Origin of the sequence: Halomonas salsilacus, from assembly GCF_051216275.1 — a bacterium.
Lineage (GTDB): Bacteria > Pseudomonadota > Gammaproteobacteria > Pseudomonadales > Halomonadaceae > Halomonas.
Window position 1 is genome coordinate 112,018 of the sequence record NZ_JBPKAQ010000009.1, and the last position, 25,500, is coordinate 137,517.

Annotated in this window: 24 protein-coding genes; 5 read left to right on the forward strand and 19 right to left on the reverse strand. The window is 62.0% G+C overall.

The window, feature by feature from the left end; translation table 11 throughout:
* Positions 1–163: 163 nt before the first annotated feature.
* From putA to ACR80S_RS13560, 6 genes are all read right to left on the reverse strand, one after another.
* Positions 164–3,829 (reverse strand): bifunctional proline dehydrogenase/L-glutamate gamma-semialdehyde dehydrogenase PutA, encoded by a 3,666-nt coding sequence (gene putA, locus ACR80S_RS13535; protein WP_435403500.1) that lies wholly within the window; start codon positions 3,827–3,829, stop codon positions 164–166.
* A gap of 126 nt (positions 3,830–3,955) precedes the next feature.
* A complete protein-coding gene (locus ACR80S_RS13540) occupies positions 3,956–5,182 on the reverse strand; it encodes a metal-dependent hydrolase family protein (protein WP_435403501.1) in 1,227 nt (408 codons plus the stop codon).
* Positions 5,183–5,214: 32 nt separating this feature from the next.
* Positions 5,215–6,522: a TRAP transporter large permease gene (locus ACR80S_RS13545; protein WP_435403502.1), complete on the reverse strand. Its 1,308-nt coding sequence runs from the start codon at positions 6,520–6,522 to the stop codon at positions 5,215–5,217.
* 11 nt (positions 6,523–6,533) lie between these two features.
* Entirely contained in the window at positions 6,534–7,034 is a 501-nt protein-coding gene (locus ACR80S_RS13550) for a TRAP transporter small permease (RefSeq protein WP_435403503.1), read from the reverse strand.
* Positions 7,031–7,660, reverse strand: a complete 630-nt coding sequence (locus ACR80S_RS13555) for a TetR/AcrR family transcriptional regulator (RefSeq protein ID WP_435403504.1) — start codon at positions 7,658–7,660, stop codon at positions 7,031–7,033. The genes ACR80S_RS13550 and ACR80S_RS13555 overlap by 4 nt, the downstream gene beginning before the upstream one ends.
* Positions 7,661–7,717: 57 nt before the next feature.
* Entirely contained in the window at positions 7,718–8,854 is a 1,137-nt protein-coding gene (locus ACR80S_RS13560) for a C4-dicarboxylate TRAP transporter substrate-binding protein (protein ID WP_435403505.1), read from the reverse strand.
* A 174-nt stretch (positions 8,855–9,028) separates the two neighbouring features.
* Between ACR80S_RS13560 and ACR80S_RS13565 the strand changes: the two genes are divergently transcribed.
* The 3 genes from ACR80S_RS13565 to ACR80S_RS13575 all read left to right on the forward strand — a co-directional run bounded on the left by ACR80S_RS13565 (position 9,029) and on the right by ACR80S_RS13575 (position 10,997).
* Positions 9,029–9,745, forward strand: a complete 717-nt coding sequence (locus ACR80S_RS13565; RefSeq protein ID WP_435403506.1) for an AzlC family ABC transporter permease — start codon at positions 9,029–9,031, stop codon at positions 9,743–9,745.
* A gap of 38 nt (positions 9,746–9,783) precedes the next feature.
* A complete protein-coding gene (locus ACR80S_RS13570; RefSeq protein WP_435403563.1) occupies positions 9,784–10,056 on the forward strand; it encodes an AzlD family protein in 273 nt (90 codons plus the stop codon).
* A 515-nt stretch (positions 10,057–10,571) separates the two neighbouring features.
* Positions 10,572–10,997, forward strand: a complete 426-nt coding sequence (locus tag ACR80S_RS13575) for a hypothetical protein (RefSeq protein ID WP_435403507.1) — start codon at positions 10,572–10,574, stop codon at positions 10,995–10,997.
* A gap of 28 nt (positions 10,998–11,025) precedes the next feature.
* Here ACR80S_RS13575 and ACR80S_RS13580 read toward each other — a convergent pair whose 3' ends face one another.
* Genes ACR80S_RS13580 through ACR80S_RS13600 form a run of 5 tightly spaced genes read right to left on the reverse strand, consistent with a single transcriptional unit; the run spans position 11,026 to position 15,832 of the window.
* Positions 11,026–12,573, reverse strand: coding sequence for a conjugal transfer protein TraG N-terminal domain-containing protein (locus ACR80S_RS13580; protein ID WP_435403508.1), 1,548 nt, complete (start codon positions 12,571–12,573; stop codon positions 11,026–11,028).
* Complete coding sequence (locus ACR80S_RS13585; RefSeq protein WP_435403509.1) at positions 12,573–12,953, reverse strand: hypothetical protein; 381 nt, start codon at positions 12,951–12,953, stop codon at positions 12,573–12,575. The genes ACR80S_RS13580 and ACR80S_RS13585 overlap by 1 nt, the downstream gene beginning before the upstream one ends.
* Complete coding sequence (locus ACR80S_RS13590; protein ID WP_435403510.1) at positions 12,953–14,437, reverse strand: integrating conjugative element protein; 1,485 nt, start codon at positions 14,435–14,437, stop codon at positions 12,953–12,955. The genes ACR80S_RS13585 and ACR80S_RS13590 overlap by 1 nt, the downstream gene beginning before the upstream one ends.
* Before the next feature lie 13 nt (positions 14,438–14,450).
* The gene (locus ACR80S_RS13595) at positions 14,451–15,401 is read right to left on the reverse strand and encodes a TIGR03756 family integrating conjugative element protein (protein ID WP_435403511.1); all 951 of its coding nucleotides are present in this window, start codon (positions 15,399–15,401) and stop codon (positions 14,451–14,453) included.
* Positions 15,398–15,832 carry a TIGR03757 family integrating conjugative element protein gene (locus tag ACR80S_RS13600; protein WP_435403512.1) on the reverse strand — a complete coding sequence of 145 codons (435 nt, stop codon included), beginning with the start codon at positions 15,830–15,832 and terminating at the stop codon, positions 15,398–15,400. Before ACR80S_RS13600 ends, ACR80S_RS13595 begins: the two co-directional genes overlap by 4 nt.
* 239 nt (positions 15,833–16,071) lie before the next feature.
* On the opposite strand from ACR80S_RS13600, the gene ACR80S_RS13605 reads away from it, so the two are divergent.
* The gene (locus ACR80S_RS13605) at positions 16,072–16,443 is read left to right on the forward strand and encodes a histone-like nucleoid-structuring protein, MvaT/MvaU family (protein ID WP_435403513.1); all 372 of its coding nucleotides are present in this window, start codon (positions 16,072–16,074) and stop codon (positions 16,441–16,443) included.
* Between the two features lie 159 nt (positions 16,444–16,602).
* Positions 16,603–17,925 (forward strand): HIRAN domain-containing protein, encoded by a 1,323-nt coding sequence (locus ACR80S_RS13610; protein WP_435403514.1) that lies wholly within the window; start codon positions 16,603–16,605, stop codon positions 17,923–17,925.
* Positions 17,926–18,063: 138 nt separating this feature from the next.
* On the opposite strand, the gene ACR80S_RS13615 is transcribed toward ACR80S_RS13610, so the two are convergent.
* From ACR80S_RS13615 to ACR80S_RS13650, 8 genes are all read right to left on the reverse strand, one after another.
* Complete coding sequence (locus ACR80S_RS13615; RefSeq protein ID WP_435403515.1) at positions 18,064–18,219, reverse strand: AbiEi antitoxin N-terminal domain-containing protein; 156 nt, start codon at positions 18,217–18,219, stop codon at positions 18,064–18,066.
* 109 nt (positions 18,220–18,328) lie between these two features.
* On the reverse strand, positions 18,329–21,256 hold the full coding sequence (locus tag ACR80S_RS13620; protein ID WP_435403516.1) for a conjugative transfer ATPase: 2,928 nt from the start codon (positions 21,254–21,256) through the stop codon (positions 18,329–18,331).
* Positions 21,256–21,672, reverse strand: a complete 417-nt coding sequence (locus ACR80S_RS13625; RefSeq protein ID WP_435403517.1) for a TIGR03751 family conjugal transfer lipoprotein — start codon at positions 21,670–21,672, stop codon at positions 21,256–21,258. The genes ACR80S_RS13620 and ACR80S_RS13625 overlap by 1 nt, the downstream gene beginning before the upstream one ends.
* A gap of 61 nt (positions 21,673–21,733) precedes the next feature.
* Positions 21,734–23,179: a TIGR03752 family integrating conjugative element protein gene (locus ACR80S_RS13630; RefSeq protein ID WP_435403518.1), complete on the reverse strand. Its 1,446-nt coding sequence runs from the start codon at positions 23,177–23,179 to the stop codon at positions 21,734–21,736.
* A complete protein-coding gene (locus ACR80S_RS13635) occupies positions 23,176–24,075 on the reverse strand; it encodes a TIGR03749 family integrating conjugative element protein (protein WP_435403519.1) in 900 nt (299 codons plus the stop codon). Before ACR80S_RS13635 ends, ACR80S_RS13630 begins: the two co-directional genes overlap by 4 nt.
* Positions 24,072–24,719 (reverse strand): PFL_4703 family integrating conjugative element protein, encoded by a 648-nt coding sequence (locus ACR80S_RS13640; protein ID WP_435403520.1) that lies wholly within the window; start codon positions 24,717–24,719, stop codon positions 24,072–24,074. The genes ACR80S_RS13635 and ACR80S_RS13640 overlap by 4 nt, the downstream gene beginning before the upstream one ends.
* The gene (locus ACR80S_RS13645) at positions 24,716–25,099 is read right to left on the reverse strand and encodes a TIGR03750 family conjugal transfer protein (protein WP_023005030.1); all 384 of its coding nucleotides are present in this window, start codon (positions 25,097–25,099) and stop codon (positions 24,716–24,718) included. Before ACR80S_RS13645 ends, ACR80S_RS13640 begins: the two co-directional genes overlap by 4 nt.
* Positions 25,099–25,461 (reverse strand): TIGR03745 family integrating conjugative element membrane protein, encoded by a 363-nt coding sequence (locus ACR80S_RS13650; protein ID WP_435403521.1) that lies wholly within the window; start codon positions 25,459–25,461, stop codon positions 25,099–25,101. Before ACR80S_RS13650 ends, ACR80S_RS13645 begins: the two co-directional genes overlap by 1 nt.
* Positions 25,462–25,500 lie beyond the last annotated feature (39 nt).

Genomic DNA, 25,500 nt, shown 5'->3' on the forward strand with positions numbered 1-25,500 from the left:
TGAGGTGCAGTGATGCCTGAGGTATTTCATCATAGGGGCATCCCCAGCGCACTCGACGCGAGTATTCGCGGAAAGCGTCATGCCACAATGAGTGCTGGTACGGCAAACAAAGGCCCGACAGGCTCAGGTGAGCCTGTCGGGCTCGATGGGAGTGCCAGCGAACCTACTCGGCCGTTGCCAGCAGGCTGGCATTACCCCCCGCCGCCGTGGTGTCGATGCACAGATGGCGTTCCACCACATAGCGTTCCGGGGCGATGGCCTGGGTCTCGAGCGGCACGATGGCGCCGTCACGCTCGGCCAGCGCGATGCGCAGATCACGGGTCCAGTCGCTGGCGCCGGCCGCGGCCACGGTTTCGATCCCCTGGATGGCGGTCAGTATCTCCGGGGCCACGCTGCCCTCCAGTGCCGTCACCGGTGCCCCGGCATCGATCAGCGGCTGAACGGCCTGGGCCGCGCCCGGGGCGACGAGCACCGCCGGAGAGCCTGCCCCGAGTGCCTGGGCCGCCTGGGCCAAAGCGATTTCGAGGGTCGGCCCCAGGCACAGCGCTGGGCCCTTGGGATACATGGACAGACGGTTGCTTTCTCCCGTCGGCCCCGGCAGCGTCTGCGGGGTCATGTCCACCGCCGCGGTCTCGTTGAGCGCCCGACGCACTACGCTCCCCTTTCCGGAGAGTGCCTTGCGCAGCACCTCGACCCGGTCGGGGCGTGCCGCCCAGTTGCGCGCATCCAGCCCGTCGAGGGCTGACTGGAGGTCTCCGGCTGTCACGGCATTGCCCTTAGGTGCATCATATTGCTCCGTGGCAGCCGTGCGGCGGAAGCGATTGACGTAGAGGGGGCCGCCGGCCTTGGGCCCGGTGCCCGAGAGGCCTTCGCCGCCGAAGGGCTGGGAGCCGACGATGGCACCGATCTGGTTGCGGTTGACGTAGATATTGCCGACATGGATGCGCTCGACGATCTGCTGCACCCGGTCGTCGATGCGGGTATGCAGGCCGAAGGTCAGGCCATACCCCCTGCTGTTGATGTCATCGACCACCTTGTCGATGTCACGTGCGTTGAAGGTGGCCACGTGCAGGATCGGACCGAAGATCTCGCGCTCGAGATCCTCGATGCCCCCGACCTCGACCACCGCCGGGGTGACGAAGGTGCCGACGTCCGGTGCAGGCAGCGTCTTGATTACCTTGCCGGCCTTTTTCTTGTCCGCCACATAGGCACTGATGTCGGCCTGGGCCTCGGCGTCGATCACCGGGGAGACGTCGGTGTCGGTATTCCAGGGGTCGCCGATGGTCAGCGCGTCCATGGCGCCGTCGAGCATGTGGAGCAGCCGGTCCCGCGCCTCTTCCTGAACGTAGAGCATGCGCAGTGCCGAGCAGCGCTGGCCGGCCGACTGGAAGGAGGAGATCAGGATGTCGCGCACCGCCTGCTCGGTCAGCGCCGTGGAGTCCACGATCATGGCGTTCAGCCCGCCGGTCTCGGCGATCAGCACCGCATCCGGCCCGGCATTCTGCGCCAGGGTCTTGTGGATGATCTGCGCCACCGGCGTCGAGCCGGTGAAGCAGACGCCGGCGATCCGCGGATCGCTGGTCAGGGGGCCGCCCACCGTCGGGCCGTCACCGGGCAGCAGCTGCAGCGCCGCCTCGGGCAGACCGGCCTCGCGCATCAGCTCGACGGCACGGGCGGCGATCAGCGGCGTCTGCTCGGCGGGCTTGGCGAGCACGACATTGCCGGCTGCCAGCGCCGCCGCGAGCTGGCCGGTGAAGATGGCCAGCGGGAAGTTCCAGGGGCTGATGCAGACGAAGATGCCGCGGGCACTGCCGGGCTCCTCCGCCTCCAGCCGTTCGCCCTCATTGGCGTAGTAGCGCAAGAAGTCCACCGCCTCACGCACCTCGGCGATGCCATCGAACATCATCTTGCCCGCTTCACGGGTGGTGATCACGGTCAGCTCGGCGATGTGCTCCTCGTAGAGGTCGGCGGTGCGGCGCAGCACCTGGGCCCGCTCCGAGGCCGGACGCGCCGACCAGTCACGGAAACCGCCCTCGGCGGCGTCGAGGGCGGACGCCACTTCCTCGGGTGTCGCCTCATGCACCTGGCCGACCACCCGCGAGCTATCGGCGGGGGAGAGGGCATCTCGCGACGGTCCCTGGGGGGCTGGATTTCCGGCGAGCATGGGCCCGGCGGTCCAGGTGGTGTCAGCGAACGTCTCGCGCGCCTCAAGTAATGGCAGGATCGAGGCGGGTTCGTTGATCCGATAGCCGCGGGAGTTCTTGCGCTCGGGGGCGAACAGCTCACCGGGCTGGCGGATCAAGGGACTGGCGATGGCATCGCCGAGCTGCTGCATCCCGGCCACCGGGTCCTTGGAGACCTCGCTGGGGGGAATGGAGCTGTCGACCACCTGGTTCACGAAGGAGGAGTTCGCCCCGTTTTCCAGCAGGCGGCGGACCAGGTAGGCCAGCAGGTCACGGTGTGCGCCGACCGGGGCATAGATGCGGCAGTGCGTCCCTTCCGACTGCTTGACGATCTGGTGCAGCGACTCGCCCATGCCATGCAGGCGCTGGAACTCGTAGCTGTCCTTGTCATCGCCGGCCATGGCGACGATGGCCGCGCAGGTATGGGCGTTGTGGGTGGCAAACTGGGGGTAGATGCGGTCACGCCGGTCGAGCAGCAGCTGCGCGCAGGCCATGTAGCTGACATCGGTGTTGACCTTGCGGGTGAAGACCGGGAAGGTCTTGACGCCCATTTCCTGGGCCAGCTTGATCTCGGTGTCCCAGTAGGCGCCCTTGACCAGCCGCACCATGATCTTGCGGCCGTGCCGCTCGGCCATATCGTAGAGCGCCTCGATCACCGGTCCGGCACGACGCCCGTAGGCCTGCACCACCACGCCGAAGCCGTCCCATCCCTCGAGGCTGGGGTCGGACATCAGCGCCTCGATGACGTCCAGCGACAGGTCCAGCCGGTCCTGCTCCTCGGCATCGATGTTGAAGCCGATATTGGCCTTGGCGGCCTGCTGCACCAGTTCCTTGGCACGCGGAACCAGTACCTCCATCACGGTATCGCGATGGGTGGTCTCGTAGCGTGGATGCAGCGCCGAGAGCTTCACCGAAATGCCGGGGCTGCCGCGCACGTCGCCCTTGGCCTGCTTGGCGATGGCGGTAATCGCCTTGGCGTAGGCCTGGTGATAGCGCACCGCATCTTCATCGGTGCGTGCCGCCTCGCCCAGCATGTCATAGGAGTAGGTGTAGCCCTGCTTCTCGAGCTCGCGGGCATTCTTCATGCCCTCCTCGATGGTCTGGCCGAGCACGAACTGGCGTCCCAGGATCCGCATCGACTGACCGACCGCCTTGCGCACCACCGGCTCGCCCATCCGGCGGACCAGGCCGCGCAGCGCCCGCGCCGGGCCCTTGGGATCGTCGTCCAGTACCTTGCCGGTCAGCATCAGCGCCCAGGTCGAGGCGTTGACCATCGACGACGAGGACTTGCCCAGGTGCGCGCCCCAGTCGGAGGGCTCGATCTTGTCGTGGATGAGATCGTCGATGGTCTCCGCATCGGGCACGCGCAGTAGCGCCTCGGCCAGGCACATCAGGCCGACCCCCTCGGCGGTCGAGAGCCCGTACTCGGCCAGAAACGCCTCCATCATCGATGGCTTCTTTTCCTTGCGCACACGTTCCACATACTTGGCGCCGACCTCGGCGACCCTGCGGCGGTCATCCTCCGACAGCTTGATACGTTCGAGAAGGCCCTGGAGTACATCGGCCTCGTCGGCGTCGTAGTAAGCGCGAATGCGTGAGCGGACTCCGCTCCCGTTACCGTACAGGTGAAGGTTGGCTTCGCTCATGATCGATATCCTATTTGCGGCTCTAAACGCATCCTCGATGCCCAGTCTAGGATGCAACCGTCATTTTTTAAAAGTAAGGATAAAGGGGCCAGGTAACGGCCCCTTAGGCATATAAACACACATTATCTACAGAGTGTTTTTGTAAAGATCCCCATTTTTCATGATAAGCATTAGTTGCTCATCGGGCTGTGTAAGAACATTAATATCATCCAATGGATTATCTTTAAGCACGATAATATCTCCCCTTGCGCCGGGAATGACTTCGCCAAAATCGCCAGACTGACTAAAGGCGTCGGCAGCATTGCTGGTAGCAGCACGGATCAACTCATCGGTAGGCACTACATCTTTGCGAAGATGAAATTCATTGAGTTGATGACGCTGCATGCGGCCAAGCAGGTCAGAGCCGTAAAGCATCTTAACACCGTGTCGCTGGGCCATTTCGAGAGCCTTTCCGCCAGCGTCGAGGACCTCAAAAACCTTGCGCTGAAGATGCTCGGCCATACCAGCCTCGACTCCTTCCTTGGCCAGGGCGTCGTAAGTGGAGAGCGTCGGCACCAAATAGGCATCATGCTCGAGGAACAACCGGCAGCTTTCCTCATCCATCAAGTTGCCGTGTTCGATGGTCTTTACGCCTCGTGGTATTAACCGATTGATCGCGCGCGCCGTATAGGCATGTGCCATGGTGTAGATGTTAGCAGCAGTAGCTTCTTCAACTATAGCGTCAATTTCTTCGATGGAAAACTGGGTACTATCGATGCGATCAGTCGGCGACGAGACACCGCCCGAAGCCATAATCTTGATCTGAGTGGCACCCTTGCGGATCTCGTCTCGGGCAGCACGGCGCACTTCGCTGACACCATCACAGACCCGTCCCAAACCGGAACAACAGAAGCATCCTTCGAAGGTGTTCTGCCCAGGGCCGCGCATGTCCGCGTGGCCGCCGGTCTGGGAGAGAGCGTTACCCGCGTACAAGATACGCGGCCCGATCAGACTCCCTTCGTCCACGGCGGTGGCTAAACCGTGATCTGCACCTCCTGCGTCACGCACGGTGGTAAAACCACGCATCAGCATGGCTTCGAGCAGCTCGCTGGACTTGGCGCCGACGTAGAAAGGTGAGAGTGTCTCAAGCAGGGCGAAATTGGGAGTAATGGCGGTAACATGCACATGGGAGTCGACCAATCCGGGCATAAGGTAGTGGCCCTTAATATCTATTACCTGGTCGTCTTGCCCATCTAGCGGCGAGTCACTGACCGCGACGATGCGACCATCCTGTACGCGGACCTGCTGATCGGCTAGAACTTTGCCATTACGAGTGTCGATGACATTGGCGTTGATAAAACGTGTAGTTGTCATTGGTATTCCTCTTGAGTGCTTCAGTAGTGAATTTAGAACATTTTTTGCGGAAGGTAGAGTGAAAGTGCTGGGATCGTAATGATCAGAATCAGGGCGACAACGTCCATGACGATGAACCAGCTCACGCCTCTGAAAACTTCGGACAAAGTTACGCTTTTGCCCAGCGCGCCCTTGATGACATAGACGTTAAGCCCTATAGGCGGCGTTACCAAGCCAACCTCGAGCAGCTTGACAACGATGATGCCAAACCATATTAAATTAAGGTCTGCACCGTGCACCAAAGGAAGGATCAGCGGCAGTGTGAGCAGCAGCAGGCCAATGGAATCGATGAACATACCCAGCACAAGATAGATCAGTGCTACCGCGAGTATGATCCACCAAGTCTCGGTACTAACACCAAGGATAATTTCTGAGAAGGCTGCCGGCACCCCACTCATGGCCAGAAAACGGGTGAAAAATAGCGAGCCGATAAGGATGATGAAGATGCTTGCGGTACTCACCGCGGTGCGAATCAACGCTTCGCGCAACGCGGAAAAGGTTAGCGTGCGTCGGGCAAAGGCGATAATGGCAGCAATAGTTGTGCCTACAGCTCCGGCCTCGGTGGGCGAAAATACGCCGAAGAATATCCCCCCTAGCACCAAGCCGATCAGCAACGGCAACGGCCAGATATTTTTGAAGGCGTCCCACTTCTCGTCCCAGCTGGAACGCACATCGGCATTTCCGGCTAGGTTAGGGTTAAGCTTGGTCCGCACCATAATCATAGCGATGTAGAGCAGCGCCGAAAGCACACCCGGAATAAAACCAGCCATGAAAAGCTGTCCCACTGAGACTTGGGCGTAGACGCCATAGAGCACCAGTAGAACACTGGGGGGAATTAAAGAACCAAGGGTTCCGGAAGCAGCCACGGTACCTGTGGCCAAGCCCTTATCGTAGTTGTGCTTGAGCATTTCAGGCACGGCGATGCGAGACATGGCAGCCGAGGTGGCGACACTAGAGCCGGACGCAGCGGCAAAAAAGGCGGAGGCCATTACACTGGAAACTGCTAATCCGCCGGGCAGCCTAGCTAGATAAAGTCGCATGGCATGGAACAGGCCTTGCGTCATATTGGTGGTGGTGCACAGGTAGCCCATAAACAAGAACATAGGGGCGGCGGTCAGTTCCCATGTGCCGGCGAAGTCAAACGGGGTTGCTGAGATCATACCCCAGGCCACGCGCATGCTGGTCATTTCACTGATGCCGATAATCGACACTAGGCCAAGCGTGACGCCAATCGGCACACGCAAGGCGATCAAGGTCAATGCAATAGCAATGCCTGCTACGCCTATTTCAAGATTGCTCATTGGGTAAGCTCCTAAGGTGCTTGGCGTAGTCGCAGCGCCTTGATCATATTTGCAAGGGTTGCCAGCCACATGGCACCAAAGCCAACAGGTAATGCCCAGCGACTAGGCCACAAATAGAACCTGAAGTTAGCCATCGCTGTTTCCATTCGTACCGTGGCACGCACTGCATCAAGATAAGTTTGGTAACAAAGCATTCCGAAATAGATCAGTCCGATCGTGCCGGCGAAGAGGTAAAAAACCAGCTGTACTGAGGGAGAGAACCTCCCGACAACTACGTCAACGCTGATATGCTCTTGCTTGAACTCAACATAGGCAAGCGGTAGGAAGACGATGGCAACCATATAATAAAATGAGACGACCTCAAGTGTTCCGGGGAAAGACTTTCCAACAAAATACCGCAAACCCACATCAAGTGAGACATGTAGCGCCATAAGCAACAGAAACATAGCTGCCAGCACTAGAGCAATTCTAGCTATCCATTCACTTAGGGTCTCGAAGGTTCTGGTGATCATACCAACTCCCTCTTTTTAGCATCTGAAGCAGAAAACCCCAACTCTTGCAGTGTCTTCTTCCAGAAAAGCAGCATGTCTCGATAGAGCTCTGGGTCATCACGCCAAATACTCTGAGCTCCCATGCCTCGCATCATGCACAAGGTGGCATTCAAGGCCACACGCTTCTGATATGAGCTATGGTCGGCACTGGTGACCATCTGCTCCCAGATTTGCTCTAGTGAATAATTGAACCTTTCCGCTATAGTTACTAGAACCTCCATAATTGCGGGGTCCGTGCGTGCATTAGTGAGGAACTCAAGGGTTACCATGAACATGTCACCCTTGAAGTGCTCGTGCAGAGCTATCAGTAGACTATCAAAGTCAAGCTCGCCATTTTTGACCTTCATTGCCATATCCCGAACGCTGTCAACCTCACGATTGAGCAGATCCTCTAGGGCGGCTTTCATCAACGAATTTTTGGATGGGTAGTGATGGACCAAAGCGCCACGAGAGACGCCAGCTTGGCGTGCCACGTCAACAGTTGACGTGGCACGAATCCCCTTTTCGAGAATACATTCAATAGTGGCCTGGGTAATCCGAGCTTGTGTCTTGCGTGATCGTTCTTCCTGGCTCTGTCGCTTCTTCATAGCGACCTCCTTTCTGGCCGTGGCCGCCTCATCGAGACGGCCTTGGTCTCGACGGAGTTAATAAATGCCGTAGTCTGCAGGAAGCTTGTTAAAAATCTCCACCATCGCCAATTCGGCCAGGGCTTCTTCGTCTTCGCGATCGACACTGCTAACCAATTCCTCCCACTTTTCATATGTGGCCAGGAAATCATCAATCAGGGCCTCCGGGTCCTCGACTCCATATTCATCGCGAGCCCTATCGTATACATTCAAAATGGCTTCATCTCGGAAAGCTTCCACAGAAGCCATCAGGTCGTCACCTGGCTCGTAAATATTGATTCCGTGTGATAGAGCCTCTTCCATTGCAGCATCTGCAGAGCCAAGATACTGGACAATCATGCGTGTCATGGCTTTTGCACTAGCTTCTTTGAATACATCTCGATGCTCGTCACTGAGACTGGACCAGAAATCCGAGTTGAAGCCCCACTGTGGACCGGACCAATACATCCCAGTGGGAAGGAGAGTTGTGTGCTCAGCCACCTCCCACAGTGAGCGATCGATCAGGTCATTGACCGCATTGGATGCACAATCCAGTGAGCCTCTGTCGAGACCGGTGTACATCTCGCTTGAAGGTACGTTGACCGGAGTACCACCCGCTTCTTCAACCCATGCGGAAACGGTGGAGCCGGCAGTGCGGATGCGCTTTCCACGCAGTTCGTCAAGGGTGCGAACTGGTTCGCGACACATCAAGACATAGGGGGGCGTGTTGTAGGCGCCGAGATAGACGATATTCAGCTCTTCCCACTCAGCGAGCTGGGTGGGGTTGTTAAGACTGAAGTCCGTGACCGCAAGGGCGCTAATCAACGGATCGGAGTAGTTGAAACCCAGTTCCTGGACGGCATTTGCTACTGGCATTTCGGAAGGTGTGTAGATAGCAGCATGGTGCGCGACTTGAACAATGTTGTCCTGTATACCTTGCAGATTGGCGCGCGGTGCCAACAGCACCGTACCCGTGTAGACCTCAGGCTGGAGTTCGCCGTTAGAAAGCGCCTTCACCGTCTCGGCCCATTCGATATAGCCATAGCGGGAGAAAGGATGCTGTTGGTCGTAGAACGAATTGGCAACGAAAGAGGTTGAGGCTTGCGCTGAAGCGACGTAAGCAGGGAGCGCCAGAGCAGCGACAGCTAATGTAAGAGCATTACGGGCAAAGGTCATTTTTTACTCCAGACCGATATGATCGGCAGCTTGTTGCTATTGTGTTGTGTCATCTGGACGGCACGACGCCGGATGGCAAACGCGCTCCATTCAATCTAGACTCTAAGACAGAAAAAAACAAGCCGTCCTGTTTGTTTTTTGAATTTCTCGCTCCTGGGGCCACGTAATCCTATGATGAAAAAGGAAAATAAAGTCGAACTTGATCTCGCTGGGACTTGGCGCGGGATTCGCTTGATGCTGCCGTTGGCGGCTTTCACGGTGGCGTTTGGCTTGGCGTTCGGTGTCGCGGCCGTGCATCGAGGGTTGGCTGATTGGGAAGCAATGTCGATGAGCTTATTCGTATTTGCCGCACCATCACAGTTTGCAGCCTTGGAGCTGTGGCGCTCGCCTTTACCATTACTAACACTAGCAGCGATAACCCTGGCCATCCACACCCGGCATATGCTCATGAGTGCGGCGCTCTATCCCTGGCTCAAGCCCCTGCCGCGACGACATCAATTCGCTATGGTGATCCTTCTGACCGACTCAAATTGGGCAATGGCACTGGGGGAGTACCATCGCGGGGAGCGTAATCTCGGCATACTTCTGGGGGGTGGGATCGCACTGTGGAGTGCCTGGGTGGTGGGCACTGCCATAGGACTGGCCTTCGGTGGCGGGATCAACGAGCCGGAACGCTTCGGCCTTGACGTGATCATGCTCTGCTTTCTGTTGATGATCGTGGTAGGTGGCAGGCCTCATGCGGTGATGGCCCTGCCTTGGCTTGCTGCGTCAGTCAGTGCATTGATGGCGTATTGGTGGCTGCCGCCGTATCTACATGTGATGGTCGGCGCCTTGACTGGTGGAATGGTGTCCGTGCTGTTGCCGGGGCGCTGGTTTGGGGAAAACACCTAATGAATTTGCCACTGGTATGGCAATCGATACTGGCCATCATGCTCATGGCGATAATCGCCTATGGTTCCAGGGTTGTGGGACTGATGATCATGTCAAATGTCCCACTGAGCCCTTTGGTGCGACGCTTCGTTGATGCCATGTCTAGCTCAGTACTTATCGCGGTGATAACACCTATGATCGTGCATGGTGATGGTGGTGCGCGGCTAGCTGCAGCCGCAGCCGGTGCTGTTGCTATTGGTCTGAGAAGCCCACTAGCCTCAATCGCAGTAGGTATGTTCTGCGCTGCCTCTTGGCGTTGGTGGTTTTCTTGATTAGCTAAGTTACAGATAACAAAAGACCCACGAGGCACCAGTCAGAAACCGAAGCTCAGCTTTTTCTGTTTAGACGGATACCCGGCGCGAGGGTAATACGGCGCTGGAAGCGAAATCCCACGGCGACCTCCTTGTCGGTAGATGCAGACAGCGCTTCATTCTGCACAGGCGTGACGATTTGTGAGAAGCGCATACTGGAAAAACAGCAGAATCAGTGATTTAGGTGGGAGCCTTTCTGCAGAAGCTGCGATTTCTTTCTGCAGCGCCGCTTCAAGCAGGCGGCGCCAAGACCGGTTGAGAAACGACCAGCGCCGGCAGCAACCCTTTGCCCTTTCCCTTTGTCGTCCGCACTCTCCCCGACCTTTAGGGGCAAGCCCCTTCCCCTTGAGCCCCCTTCCCTTACGCCCTTTGGGCTTTTCACCCTTTGCCCTCGCACCTTTGTGAGCTCTACTCGGTGGAGGCTCGCCCAGCAAGCGTCTATGCTATAAGGCTGATGTACCCAGGGAGGGTCGCCCATGGCGCTAAAATCACTTCTCACCCAAGCCGCCAGCGCTGGCCGCCAGGCAGCTCGGAAGGCTCTCGACGGTGGGCAGCAGGAAGGCTGGTCCGACGGCTGGCACACTCAGGCGAGCACGACAGAGTCGCTGCGCGTGCTGCGCGACTCCGCCGCTGGCATGGCCAAGTCCACCGCCCAAACGGCCACCACCCAGGAGGGGTGGCGGCGTATCGCCCGGGGAGCCGGCAAGGTGGCCGGAGGAGCGGCCGTGCTGGCAGGCGGTGTGGCTCAGGGGGTGCTGCAATCGGATTTACACGAATCCGGCGAGAGTAGCGAAAGACCGATTTACGATGATGATGCCTGGGATGGCTTCCAAGCCGCTGGCCCTGAGGGGCCCGGCTATTACGATGGTGGCCTGAAACAGCACAGCATCCTTGACGATTGAGTCATTGCCACCGCTTCTGCCTTGCTGATCACCTGATTTTTCCTCCCGAGGCTGAAGACTGCGCTTGGCTCCCCCCCGATTCTCCTGAGCGTTGAGACTTGGTGCTGCTTCCCTCGATAGACTTGCCTACTGCATGCCCAATATTCATCCCGGCCCACCCGAGAACCCCTACCCAAAGCCCCGGCAGCACCAGGAACATCATCCCCTCCACGAACTGCAGCACCATACGGTCATAGAGGTTGTTAGCGGCGGAGAGCCAGCTCAGCTTGGCGGCGTCGCTGCGGTAGAGCAGATCCACCAGGTTGGCGTTGATCCAGCGGGCGAGCTCCCACCAGAAGGTCAGGAACCACATGGCGAAGAGCCCGAAGGTGGCCATGCCGGCGACCTTGAAGCTGTAGCTGGAGATGACCATCACGAAGGGCAGGCAGATGATGATGGCCATCACCAGGAGGCCCTGCACCATGGGCAGCGCCTGCTTGAGCATGTCCATGCCGGCCTGGAAGGGCAGGATCGACAGGGTGCCGCCAATGGCGGAGCCGGCTGTGACAGTGGCATCCCAGAAGCTGCTGCCGCCATCCAGCCCACGAAAGCCGACCACGGCCTGATCCAGGTTGCCGCTGGCCGCACCCGAGCGGGGGCTGACCAGGCGCCGGATCACGTAGTCCTCGGCGTCGCTGCTGGTGAAGACGCTGCGGAAGTCGTCCCAGAACCCGGGGCTGACCTCCTCATGCAGCCGGGCCCGCAGGCCAACGCTCTCGGCCGACCACCACTCCCGGCAGGAGGGGTAGCCCGGCATCCCGGGCCCGGTATTGGGCCGGGAGACGTCCCGGTCGGCATCGTAGGGGAAACCCGCGATAGGTCGCCCGGCGTAGAAGCTGTCGTAGTAGCCGGGCGTGGTCTGGAAGTAGTTGGAACCGATCCAGTCCACGTCCATGGCACGTCTCGCCTCAACGGTCCCGCCCTCCTGCAGCAGCCGGTTTCGCGCCGGGCCGAAGCACTGGCGCTGAAACTCCCCTACTTCCTGTTGCAGCCCCGGATCTTCGATAGTGTGCAGGTCCAGTTCCATACGGATGGACTCGAAGTCCGTCGAGCAGGGAATGGCGTGGATCGCCGCCGCGGTGACCCCGTGGGATACCGCATGCACCCCCGCCCACCACAGCGGCATCCTGGCCTGCTGGCCACCGATGGAGTTCTCGGTGGCTCCAAACGCCCCCTCGGACCAGCCGCCGGCGGCGAACTGGCGGGTGCCGCACTCCAGCGAGCGGGTCTCGTCGATATCGGCGGTGGCCAGTTGGACCTGCAGCAGCGGCAGGCAGGTGAAGGCGTAGGCCAGGATCATGGCGTAGAGCCGGGTCTCGATACGGTTGACCGTGAGGATGCCCTTGGTCCCCGCCTCGTCGCCCTCTTGCCGGGCCTTGAACCACTCGGAGAGCACCAGGGTGATGAACGGCACCGCGGCGATGCCGGTGCCCACCATAACGTTCCAGATGGCGTTGTTGATGATCCAGCCCAGCAGCGTCATGGCGTTCGAGAAGTAGTCGAACACCACCAGCGGAGCGGTGAGCAGGCCTCCCATCAGGCACCTCCCAGCTGGTTGACCAGATTGGTGGCTTCCAGCAGGACCAGGATGCCCAGAGCCATCAGCTCGAGCCGGCGGAGCTTGGCGAGCGCCTGCCGCCCGTCGTCATGATCTCGGCGCAGCCTTGCCACCGCCCGGGGGCGAACCTTGCGCCACCAGACCAGGACCAGCGCGGCATAGAGGCTCAACCGCCAGGCCAGCAGCCAAGGCCAGGCAGCTCGCCAGGCGTCGTGGTGGGCCTCGAGCCCACCCAGCAGGCGCACGCTGACGGCAAGAATGGCACCGCTCAGCAGGAATATGGCGACCAGCACCGCCATGGCGACCAGTAGCGACGGCCAGCGAGCCGGATTCATCCAGGAGAAAGCGCATCGGGCCATCAGTCGCCGCCCTCCTCGCCGGCTGGGCGGCCGCGGCCGTCCAGGGCCGCATCCGGCCGGAAAGTCTCGCCCTGAGAGGCTCCCTGACTGCGCCGGGCGGCCCGCTCCAAGGCGATGCCGGCAGCGCTGTTGCCCAACGCCTGGCGAATCTCCATCTCGGAGCGCAGCGATTCGATATCCCGATCCAGGGCGACGAGCTTACGATCCAGCGCCGACATGCCCTGCTCGTTGTCGGCGATGCCCGGGTCACTGCTGCCGGCCAGCAGCAGCCGGCGCGCCCACAGCGCCTTGGTCAGGGTTCTGGCCAGGGCCATCTCGCCACTCAGGCGGTGGACCAGCAGCGAGGCCTCGGGGTCGCTGCGCAGCGACTCGATCACCCCTCGGGAGACAGTCAGGCCGTCGCCGGCGGAGACCTGGCGCAGGTTCTCCGGGGTCAGCGGCTCGCTGCCGTCGACCAGCCCCTGCAGCAGCCCGAAGACCTCCTGCTGCTCACGCTCCAGCTCGCGCACCAGGCCACTGCCGGCCTGGGTCTCGCTGCGCTCGCAGCCGTCGCAGGTACGAATCGACTGCTCGCCGATCACGGTCTGGGTCCACTCGGCGGCCTCCTCGGGGCTCTGCCAGACCGTGCACATACCACCCAGGCAGCTTCCTGCCCCGCTGCCTGACCCCGAGCCGCCACCGTTCCCATCAGAAGAACCGCCCAGCCCACCGCCGCCGATCCAGGTGCCCTCGTTGGTGGCCACCGATCCCCAGCCGCCACCGCCACCCGCGATGGGGGCCGTGCTGGTGGTGTCATCACGGCCGTGCAGCAGGTTGTAGCCGGCACGGGCGGTGTCCTGCACCACGCGAATCGGCGCCTGATCCTGGCCGCCACGGCGCTGGCCTCCCACCCAGGTCACGCCCTGATTGCCGCCCGACTGGTCGACCTGCTCCTGCGCCGCGACCACGTCGGCGTTGGACTGGGCCGCACTCTGCCAGCTCTCCGCCGCGGCCATCTGCTGCCACCCCTGCCCGGTGACCATGTCGGCCATGCGCTCGGACATCTGGCGGCAGGACATCGACGCCCGGTCGAAGTCGACCCGCCCCTGCAGCACACCGTTGCTCAGCAGGTCATAGAGGCCCGGGTTGGCCCGCTGGATGACCATGGCAGGCAGCGAGGCCACGGCACTCTGGGCGTTCTGAACCACCGTCCCCATCAGGTTCTGGAAGCCGTTGGTGACGCCGTTGAGCTGGTTGGAGACCGTGGCACCGATATCGAAGTTGCCGCAGGTGGCATTCATGTTCCAGCTGATGCCGATACCCCGGCTGTTGGGGTTATAGCCCCGGCCGGCGGAGGCGCTGAAGGGCGAGGCGCCGCCGATCTGGTAGTAGAGCGCATCGGCGGATTGCGCCTGAGCCTGAACAGCATGGGTAGACAGCAGCCCCACCACCAGGGCGCCGGCCAGCGGCGTGAGGGTAAAACGTCGCTCGCGAGATCCTTTCATCGGCTTCTCTCCTTCAGGGGACGGCGTAGAGCAGGGTCTGGCCGCGGCGCTGACAGCAGCGATAGGGGCGCCACAGCGACCAGGCGTAGTCACCGCCGGCGTCCAGGCGGTCGGAGTAGGTGTCGGTGACGCCGCGGTCCGGCCACACATGGCAGGCGTTGCTCATGTTGGGTGTCAGACGCTGCCAGCGGTGGGTCGAGGCATCGCCCTCCTTGACTGGCCCGGGGGGCCAGTAGCCGTCGCGGCTGGTGGCCACCAGCGGCGTGTAGACGTGGGGCTGCCCGGTGCGGGTGACGATATCGGCGGAACGCTGGGCAGTGGTCGCCGCGGTCTTGTAGTCGTGCACCTGGGTCAGGAAGCCGCTGCGCGGGTAGATGTTGCCCCACAGGTCGCCGGGCTGGCCCAGCTCACGCATGCCGGGCGTGAGTGCCTCGGGGTAGAGCGACTCGGGAATGCCGCTGCGCCACGCCAGGGCGTCCAGGGTCGAGAGGTGGTAGGGCTGGAAAGGCGTCGCTGCACCAGCGCAGGTCATGCCGAAGGCATTGGCGAAGCTGCTGAAGGCCCCGCCGGCCGGGTGACCGATGGCGTCCACGTTCTTGAAGCGCAGGTGCTCATGCTGGGCCCGGCTGACATCGGACGTGCTCTGTCCACCAGCCAGCGCTTCGCCTAGAGTCGGCGACAGCGCCGCCACCTCCCACCAGGGGTTGTCGCCGGTGTTCTCGTAGCTGGAGACCACCAGCTCGGGGATATAGTGGCGCACCTGTACAGAGGTGCGGATGGAGCAGCCCGACCAGGAGCAGTTGAGCCAGACGCAGATGCCGATGACCTGGTAGTCCAGGCACTGGGTGGAAAGGGACGAGGCGACAATCTGCGGCGTCGTCAGCGCATGGGCAGGCCTCTCCACCACGCCCAGACTCAGCAGCACACCGCCCAGCACGGCCCCCACGGTCTTGAAGGGGCTCATCGCTGGCCCTCCTGCCCCAGTAGCCGCTCGGCTTCTCTCAGCGCCGCGGCTACATCCGGCTGGCCGTAGATCACATGGCGGCCATCAACCACCACGGCAGGGACTTTTTCGATGCCCAGCTGCCAGGCCCTGACCAGCCCAAGATAGCTATCGGCATAGCGGTCGGCAGTCTCCTGCCACTCAGGCACCGACATGCGCTCACGCATAAGGCCCTCAGCGACTTCAAGGTCTGCGGGCAGATCTTGCGACAGCTCTGCATCCAGCCGCCCAGGCGCATCGAGCTCGATAACCGCCACGCCCAAGGGCACATTGACGGCCGGCTCCCCGGCGGTGGTAAAGACCTCGACAGCTGGTCCAGCGAGTGCGGAGCCTGCCAGGCAGGCGGATAACCCGAAAGCAGCCAGCCAGCGGCATGATTGGCGTCTCTCCATGCTTGCCACTCCAGTAGAACAAGGAACTGGCACAGCATTGCGGACGCCACTGTGGGCCGCATCAGAAAATGTTAACTCGGTCGCGGGGTGTTTTCTGTAGCAGCAGCTATGAACATCTCAGCGCCACCCATAATCATGCCAGCACTCGTCGCCTCCCGGATTAGTTCAAGAGAGGCATTGATTCAAATAACTGCTGCCACCATACTTCCCTTCAACACTCACCCAATCCGAGGAGACGCATGTCCATTCTCAACACCTACATGCAGAAGGAACAGCAGCTCAAGCAGCTCCAGGAAGAGCTCGACAAGCTGAAGAACGACGACCGCCTCAAGGCCGAGCTGGAGTTCAAGGACAAGCTCGAGGCCCTGATGCGCGAGTTCGACAAGTCAGCCGCCGATGTCATCAAGCTGCTGGACCCGAACCCCGCCACCGCCAAGGCCGCCAGCACCACAAGCACCGGCCGCGCCAAGCGCAAGCTCAAGACCTACAAGAACCCCAACACCGGCGAAGTCGTCGAGACCCGAGGCGGCAACCAGAAAACGCTGAAGGCGTGGAAAGAGGAGTATGGTGCCGAGACGGTTGAGGGTTGGCTGGTGAGGACTGAGGACTAATATCCTTCCGCCGCTGGCCCTCCTGTTTCTACTGGATGGGCCAGATTTCTGCGGGCACTATATGAATCCAAGCTGCAAAGGGACAATGGATCGTTCATTCGACTTACTGCCTAGAAAAAACCACCCCCCACACACAAGGAATTATGAAAGAGAACCAACATGGAAATGTTTTTATTTTACACAAAGCTTTTTTTCTTAGTCATCGCCATTGGAGCGGCCTCTGTCATTTATTTTTACATTCAAGAAAAATTTGAGAAAAAGAAAGACGCTTCCGATGAAAAGGTTTTTAATTCTCTTGCCTCCACAGCTTTCGTCCACCCAAAATCAAGCGATGGCGGGCTAGTAGAGGACTCAATCCACGCATCAAAAACCTCTCACAACCAAAGGTTAATAACTTGCATCTCTGGAACTGAATATAAGAATGCCAATGGTGAATATAGAGCAAAAATTCTAGGCCACCTACCCATCGGAAGTTCTCTAATTCTTCGCAAGGACCCTGAAAACCCTTACGACAAGAATGCGATTGAGGTGATATCCAAAAATGGCCAGATAGGTTTCATTCCAAAAAAACTCGCTTTTGTTTTAAACAGCCATGAACTGCAGTATTCAAAAGGAAAGCTACTCTCCAACAAGGGAGCACTTAACACTGGCCCAGACATAGAATTTTATGTTTACAAAAGATACTGCCTAGAAAAATGGGAGTTGGATGGCTCTCATAATAATATTCACATCGATGATATAGCCGAAGAAGAAGTTATACGCCTTTGCAAAAAAATAAAGGAATTTCCAGCAGAAGCCATATACAAAGGCTTACCATCGGATCATCGACTTTTCTTAGCAAAGAAGATTTTAGCAATCCCCTCCGCCGTTCGAAACGAAGAAAGCCTTGAAATAAAGGAGTGTGATGCCATTCTCAACACCCTTCTTGCCCATTACCAACAGGCGGTGAATAAAGCTAACAAAGAAATTATATCCATTGACAGTATCGAGGCTAGACAAGCGCAAGAAAAAACCAGGCAGTCATCGTTAACCAAAATACAGGAAATAAGCAAAGAAAGATCATTGATGTATCGAAGAAAGAGACCGCTCGACATTGAAAAAACAAATTATTATAAATCATTAGCAAAAGAACTAGGAATGGGCAATAGCTTCAGCAGCGATCACAAGCAACCACTTACCTACAGCAGCGGAAAGCTTAAAATATTAGAATCAGAGCTCAAAATAGCTTTCGAAAAATCTAGAAAATCCACTTCAATTGCTGTCGGAACCGGCCAAATAGAGATGGAAAGAATCAAAAGCTTACGAGCTGCCCGCCGGACGACCTATTACAGAAACATGGATGACTATGACAATGAGGACTACGAGGATCAATACGAAACAGGCCCCGAAGAGCACATGCATGGCGAAAATAAATCACTAGATCATGATTACGATGCTCACGACCGCAGCATTGACTACGGCTACTTAGAGGACAAAAACTGACTATCACCAAATCGCCCGCGCAGAAAAAACAGCAAACAAACCCACCTCCACCTCATGATTTCTTTGGCATACAGATCAAAAAACATTAAGGAAAAAGTTGATATTGATTTTAAGACTCTGCAATTCAAAACCCCACCCTCACAAGTCGGAGGTTCGCCCGAGGCGCTTCAGCCAGCCTGCCTCCGTGAGTTTGGCGGCATGGTTGGAACTGATGCCGTGGGCCTCCAGCCACGCCGTGGTAACCACGGCGCCATGGGGGATCTGCTGCCACAGCTGGTTTACTTTCGTCGCCATAGATTGCCCAATCAGCCAGCATGAATGTCTTTTTTAAACCTGTGCGGTTTAACTTCAACACATCAAGTGGAAGATTAGGCCAATTACAGCAACATTTCTAAACCGCCCCCTATGTCGCGGACCCGATACCCCGGGCCTCGTCCAGCAGCTGGGTGATATGCAGCACCGCATCGAGCTCCGAGCAGCCCTGCTCGCGCATCACCCGCATCCGCTCGGCCTTCTCCTCGCCCTCGGTGCCGGCCAAGGCCAGGTAGAGGCTGGGCGGCACCACCCGGAACAGCGCTTCCAGGCGGCCTGACAGCACCACCCCCTCGGTGTACTTCTTCGAGACCTTGGTGGCCGAGGCCATCAGCTTTCGCTGGGTGGCAGTGAGCTCCTTGAAGCGGCTGACCTGCTCGATCTCGTCCGGGGGCATGTAGAGACACAGCCAGAACTCGATCATGTTGAGCAGCTTGCGGGCCGCGTCCGGGAAGTCCTCGAGGTTCTGGGTGGCCATCCAGATCCAATGGGAGAGCTTGCGGCCCATCTTGCCCACCTTGACCAGGTAGGGGCTGAGCAGCGGGTTGACGGTGAGCAGGTGGCACTCGTCGATGACCTGGACGATGGGCCGCCCGCTGTACTGGTCGCGCTCGGCCAGGTTGGTGATCATGTTGGTCACGCTGATCACCGCCAGGGCGAGCTGGGCCTCGTACCCCTCCCGGGCGAAGTGGGCCAGGTCGATGATGGTCACGTCGCACTCGGGCCAGGCGGTGCCGGGGCGGTTGAACACCTCGCCGTCGAAGCCGTCGCAGAACAGCCCCATGGCCTCGCCCATGTCGTAGGCGCGGCGCTGCCGCTCCTCGGGGATCTCCGCGTCGCGTGAGATCGCATAGAGCGCCTCGCGGACGTCCTGGGTCATGCAGTCGCGGCCCTCTGCCCGGCAGCGCTCCGCCGCCCGGTAGATGGCGTCGCGCACCATGCGCCGGTCGGCGCGGCGAAACTCCCGCTCCTCCTTGGGATCCCCGCCGGTGATCATCAGCCGGGCGGTGATCTCCATCTCGCCCAACAGGTCGCGCTCCTCGTCGGGCTGCTCCTCGTCCTCCTCCAGGGGCGCCTCCTCGAAGGGGTTGGCATCCTCGGCGTCTCGGGCCAGGCGCCCCTCCTCCACCTCGTTCTCCAGCAGCCGCGTGGCCGCCGCGAACGGCGGCAGCCTGGCCCCGCAGCCCGGCGAGAGCTTGACCTGGTTGACGCTCATCCCCTTGCGCTCGAAATACTGGCCCAGCAGCCCGAAGCTGTTGCCCACCTCGATGATGAAGAGCCGCGGGCGATGCATGGCCATGACCTGGCTCAGTACACCGTTCAGGGTGGCCGACTTGCCGGCACCGGTGGGGCCGAACACCAGCATGTGGGCGTTGGCCGAGCGGTCCTCGAGGCTCAGCGGGTCGAAGCTGAAGGTCTCGCCGCCGCGGTTGAAGAAGGTCATGCCTGGATGGCCGGTCCCGCGGCCGCGCCCGAACACCGGCGCCAGGTTGGCCAGGTGGTGGACGTAATTGAACTGGGTGTACCAGCGGTTCTTGCGGTCCCACTCCGGGTCGAAGTTCATCGGCAGCCAGCGCAGGTAGGTGTTCAGGCCTGCGACTTCGTCCTCCGGGTCCACCGGCGAGAGATTGACCTGCAGCAGCTGAGTCGCCAGCGCCATGCTGCGCTGCTGAAGGTCCTGCTCGTCCTCGCCCATCAGGAAGAAAGCCAGGGTGCTCTGGTAGAGCTTGTGGTTCTGGCCCAGGTAGCGGCGGGCGGTGTCGCAGTCTTCGCGCACCTGGCGGGCCAGCACGCTGTCGCCTACCGCCTTGCTGTGCAGGCGGTTGATATGGTCCTCCAAGGGCTCCTGAGGCGTCGCCACGATGGTCAGCACCGCCTCGGTGCCCTCGGGCAGCTTGTCCATCAGGGCGTTGCTGGCCTGCCCGTCGGAGCGGCGCACCTCGCCGGTGAGGTGGCCCACCACCGGCGCCCGGCGCATCTCCTCCACCACCACGCAGCACTGGGGCCGCCCATCGAACCACCAGAGCCCCGTCTCCACATCGCCCCGGGGCGAGTTGAAGAGCATTCCCTCGGCCAGGTCGTAGTTCCAGGCCACCTCACGGGCGTCCTCGGGGTAGTCGCACAGGGCGTAGAAGCGCGCCGGGTCGTCGGGGGCCAGCCGCGGCCGCGGGTTGAAGCGCGGCAGCAGCCAGCGGTGAAAGGCGCGCCCGTCGTAGCGCTTAAGACGCAGACCCGCACCGTGCAGCGCGGCGGCCAGCCGGTCGTAGACCTGATTGGCGGCCTGCTCGGGGGAGAGCCCCCGCTGACGCTCCCCCGCCTGGCGCTTCTTGCCAAGCCAGCGGTAGAGCACCAGGCGCGTGCGACGGGTCTGGCCCCGCCAGCGGGTCTGGGTCACCCCGTCATCCTGGAACAGCCCGCCCGGCTTGGAGATGGCCTTGAGGTGGGCGCCCATGCTCGCCAGCCAGTCTTGGGTGAACTCAGTCTCCCGGGCCCGGGGGCGCACATAGTCGCGCATGCGCTCCAGGTCAGGGCGGGCGTCGACCTCGTCCTTGACGAAGAGCTGCACCACCCAAGGGTGCTGCTCATACTCCGGCAGGCTGTCCTGAAAGGCGGCCTCGATCTGGTCGCGAATCGCCTCCAGGGACTCCGGGGCGCGGCCCTCGGTGGCGATGGGGAAGACCTCGGCCACCACCCCCACCGAGACGCCGTCTTCCAGCAGAAAGCAGCCCGACTCGGGCAGGTACTCCACCCAGGGCAGGTAGTTGCTGAACGAGGGCGCCCGGCGGAAGTGCGCGCGCAGCTCGGCCGCGGAAGGCGCCTTGCCTCGCGGCAGGGCCAGCGGCCGGCCGTGAACGTCGCTGTTGAGCGCGGCCAGCGCCTCCGGCTCGGCCGCTGGCGTCTCGTCCTGCTGGCTCTCATCCCGGTCTGAGAGCACGGTTTCCTGCGTCTGACCCGAATCGCTGTCGCTGGCCGGGGCGCTGCCAAACAGCCGGTTCATCAGGTCGTCGAACTTGGACATCAGCGCGCCCTCCCCTCGTTACCCTGGCTCTCAAGCGTTGCGGTCGGGCGAGCGCTCTCGCCGGGCATGGCGTACTGGGTGCGCTGGTAGAGGGGAAACACCGTGGAGTAGCCGGGGACCGGCACCTGCTCGGACCCGGCAAGATGAGGGAAGACGTACATCACCAGGTCCGGGTTGGGCAGGCGACGAAACTGGCTATAGATCTCGTTGCTGGCGTCACGGCTGTAGCGCAACTGCTCGCTGACCAGCTCTGGGCTCTCCAGGGGCCGACGCAGCTCGCTGCGCACGTCCAGCAGGCGGCGCTCGCCGGTGCTGTGGCCGGCCTGGTGCTGCCAGATTTCCATCATGGTGGTATCGCCCACCGGCATCAGCTCCTCCTGGGAGGTGGCGCAGCCCGCCACCAGCAGGGTGATCATCAGCGCTGCCAGCGGCCTGGCGGCGCTTTTTGTAGCACTTCTCGCAGCGCTATTTTCCGCACTACGGCAGATCAAGGACATCCGCGCCCATGCGGTCATATCGCACCCTCCTTCCTTGTGTCTCGTAGTCGATGGGCAGCTCACGCTCGATATGGATGGCCACCGGCTGGCCGGGCGGCACGTACACGGCATCGAAGGTCTGGCCGAAGCGCTCCTGCACCCACTGGCGCACGTCGGAGACGCCGCCGGCCAGTGCCTGGCTGGCCGCATAGCGGCCGGAGCTGCCGGTGAGGCCGCTGACCACACCGCCGCTGTCCACGCTGGTGGTGACCTCGCCCATGGCGACGGCATTGGCGCTCTGCTCGGCGGCGCCGAGGATGAAGCTGGTCAGCAGGAACTGCTGGGCGTTGGTCTTGCGCTCCCCGGGGATGCAAGGCAGGCCCCGCGGGTCGGAGAGCCAGCCGATGGTGGTGCGGCCGGAGCCGTCGCCGGAATTGACGTCCTCCGGGGCCGGCAGGGTACGCACGGTGCCGTCCTCGAAGACGAAGGTCATCGAGTTGACCTGGCCGCGCACGCAGGAGAGCGTCCAGTCGCCGGTGGCGGTGCCGCTGACGATGGCGCTCTCCACCTCGGGCAGGGTGATGCCGTTGGCGGTGAGATTCTCGCGGCCGATCACCACCTTGAACGGGTAGGGGTCGTTGACGGTGCCATCGATGGGCACCCGGCCCAGCAGCGCCGTCATGGCCACCGAGCCCATCAGGGTGGAGTTCTCCGGCAGGGTGTAGACGGGCTCTACGCTGGCTTCATCGGGGCGTCCGGTCACCCGGCTCTCCACCGCACTGGAAGCGCGCTGGGCCGCTTCGCCCAGCTCACCGGCGGCCTCACCGAAGCGAGTCGGGAAGGTGGTCTCGCCGCGCCCACGCTCGTCCTCCTGGGCGTCCAGGGGCTCGACCCAGGTCAGCCCCTGCGCAGAACCGGGGCCCGAGTAGGCCGTCCCATTCGGGCCGCCGCCGCCCTCCAGGCCCAAACCGATGGGCAGGTCGTCGTCGCGCTGCCCGTCCACCTGGCGGCGCAGCTGGTCCAGCTGACGCTGCAGGGTGCCCAGCATGGAGCTGTCCGGCTGAGACTGGTCGATCTCCTGACGCAGCCGTTCGCGCTCACGGCGCAGCGCCTCGTCGATAGCGCCGTCCACGTCCTGGTTGCGGGTCATCAGCCGCTCGTTCTGGTCGCGCAGCGCCTGGGTTTCCGCCTGGGCCTGCTCCAGGTCGCGACGCATGGCCTGCACGTGGCCGACCAATGTGGCCACGGTGTCCCGCGGGGTATCCCCCTCGATGCCGAGCGCCTGCAGCTCGTCATCGCTCAGGGTCAGCGTCGGGTCAGCCTCCCCGGTCTCGGCGTCCGTGCCGGCATCGCCGCCGCCGCTCAGGCCGCGCACCACGATCAGCAGCACGATCACCAGCAGCGCCGGGACCAGCACCTTCAGCAGGGTGTTGCTGCGCAGGGTCATGAGGTGCCCTCCTCGGCCTTATCCGTCTCCTCCAGCGGGATCAGTGCCCTGTCCAGGCCGCCGCGCCGGGTGACCAGAAAGACCGTGGTGGTGTCCTCCACGGAGCCCCGCGGAGCCAGGTAGGGGTGCATGAAGGTCGCGGAGTAGAAGTCTCCCTGCAGCCAGCGAGGGTCGAGCTCGAAGGCGCGCCGCCGATCGTTGTTCTCGAGCTTCACCGCGGTGACCGTCCAACCATCGAGCCGCCAGGCGCCCAGGGGCATGGCGGTCACCGGCAGCGACGGCAGCAGGGTGCCAAGCGACTCGGGCAGCCGCATGGGCACGCGAGAGACGCCGCGCAGGGGCTCGATGGTCCGCTGCGGCGCATAGAGGGACTGGGCGGCATGTCGGGTCAGCAGCACGGGCACCGGCGTGGCGGTGGCCCGCTGCGCCTCACCGCGTGACGCCTGAGCCGAAGGCTGGGACGCCTCTGACGCCTGCGCCCCGCGGCTGCCCGAGGACGCGCCCGACGAGGTGCGAGACACGCTTGCCCTGGCCGGCGACGCCTCGCGGCTGTCCACCACCAGGATCTCCTCGCTGCTGGCTCCCTCCAGGGCCGAGAGGTCCAGCAGCAGCACATCCCCGCTCTCCACGTCCTGCACCCGCACGCGCTGGGTCTCGAAGGCCTCAAAGGCCTTCAGGTAAAGCACGCCCCCGGCGCTCTGGACGCGCAGCACCTCGGGGTTAGCCAGGGCCGGCGGCAGCCCCACCCGCACGTTGCGGTCCAGGGTGACGATGCGCTCTTCCTCCACCGGCAGCGGGATCGCCAGGGGGCGGCGCTCCCAGTGCATGATCTCCACCGCCAGGGCGTCGCCGGCCAGCATCGCACTCGCCAGGCAGGCCAGAATCAGGCGCTTCATAGCAGATCTCCTTCCTCCTCGCGGCCGGGCACCGCCAGGCGCTGCGGGGTGCCCTCGAAGCAATCTACCTGCAGGCCCCAGGGGTTGCGCTGGGGGTCCACGTCGGCGCGCACGATGCGCAGCGGATAGCGAATGAACAGGTCGCGCACCGGCGTGCCGGCATACTGCTCGTCGATGGCCATATCCAGGGTCACCACCCAGGCATCGCGGCTCAGCACCTCGACGGCACTGGCGCGATAGCCGCGCCCGGGGATCTCGTAGATGCCGCGCACGCGCCCGGAGAGCTCCTGACGGCGGTTGCGTGTCTCGTAGTCGTTGTCCAGGTGGCGCTGACAGGAGGGGGTGAGAAAGGGCGAGTAGGCCTGCAGGTTGCGCCGATAGTCGCTCTGGCCGTCCGCGGGCCAGCGGTTGATCTGCTGCCAGACGTAGAACCCGAAGGCATAGACGCTCGACGGGTCGACCTCCCACCAGGCGCGGGTGCTGCCGGAGCGCAGGTCGGGCGGATTGTGGATGGTCAGGTTCTCCGGGGCCGACTTCCAGCCCCACCACAGGCCGGCGCTCAGCAGGGCCAGCACCGCTATGACCAGGCGCAGGGTGGTGATATGGGCATCCCGGGCGCTCAGGGCATGACGAAAGCGACTCATGGCCGTCCTCCCGGCTGGTAGCGCATCCGCCGCCGCGAGTAGGGGCCGGAGCGGGTGATCAGGGTCTCGCCGCCCCACAGGCGGATGCCCTGCCGGGCCAGGCGGAACTGCAGGCTTCGATAGAGCCAGGCGGCGGGACGGCCGCGACGCAGCCGCCGCATGACGGCGCCACCGAAGTAGAGCGCCATGCCGGCACAGGCGAAGGCCACGGTGGGCACCATGGCGATGGCCCCCAGCAGCCAGGCGCCGATCGCGCCCGGCAGCAGGCCCGCGGCCAGGCCGCCCAGGGCCATCATCCCAACCTCATGCCCGGTCATGCCCCGGAACACCACCGGTGCGGCGTTGAGGCGGGTCGGCAGAAAGTCGAGACGGTTGGCCATCAGAGGATCTCCGACGCCTTGGTGGCCAGCCAGATGATGGCGATGATCAGCACCACCCCGACCACGACCACCACGCCGAACTTCGACCACTCACCGCGTACCCGGGCCTCGTTGAAGGTGGCGATGGCGGCGATGGCCACGATCAGGAAGGCCACCGTGGCCAGGATCAGGCCGCCCAGGGCGCCGAAGTCGAACAGGTAGTTCTGCAGAGTGGTGAGCAGGCCCTCCCCCTCCCCTCGCGACGGCGCCTCCATGGTGGGCAGCCCCTGCGCCATGGCCTGGGCCGGCACGAGCCCCGCCGCGGCAAGCGCAGCAAAGCCTCGGGTACAGGCACGAGAGAAGAGTGAACGCACGGCAGTCATATCGAGCTCCTTTTTGAATGACGAAAGTGCGAGGCCTGA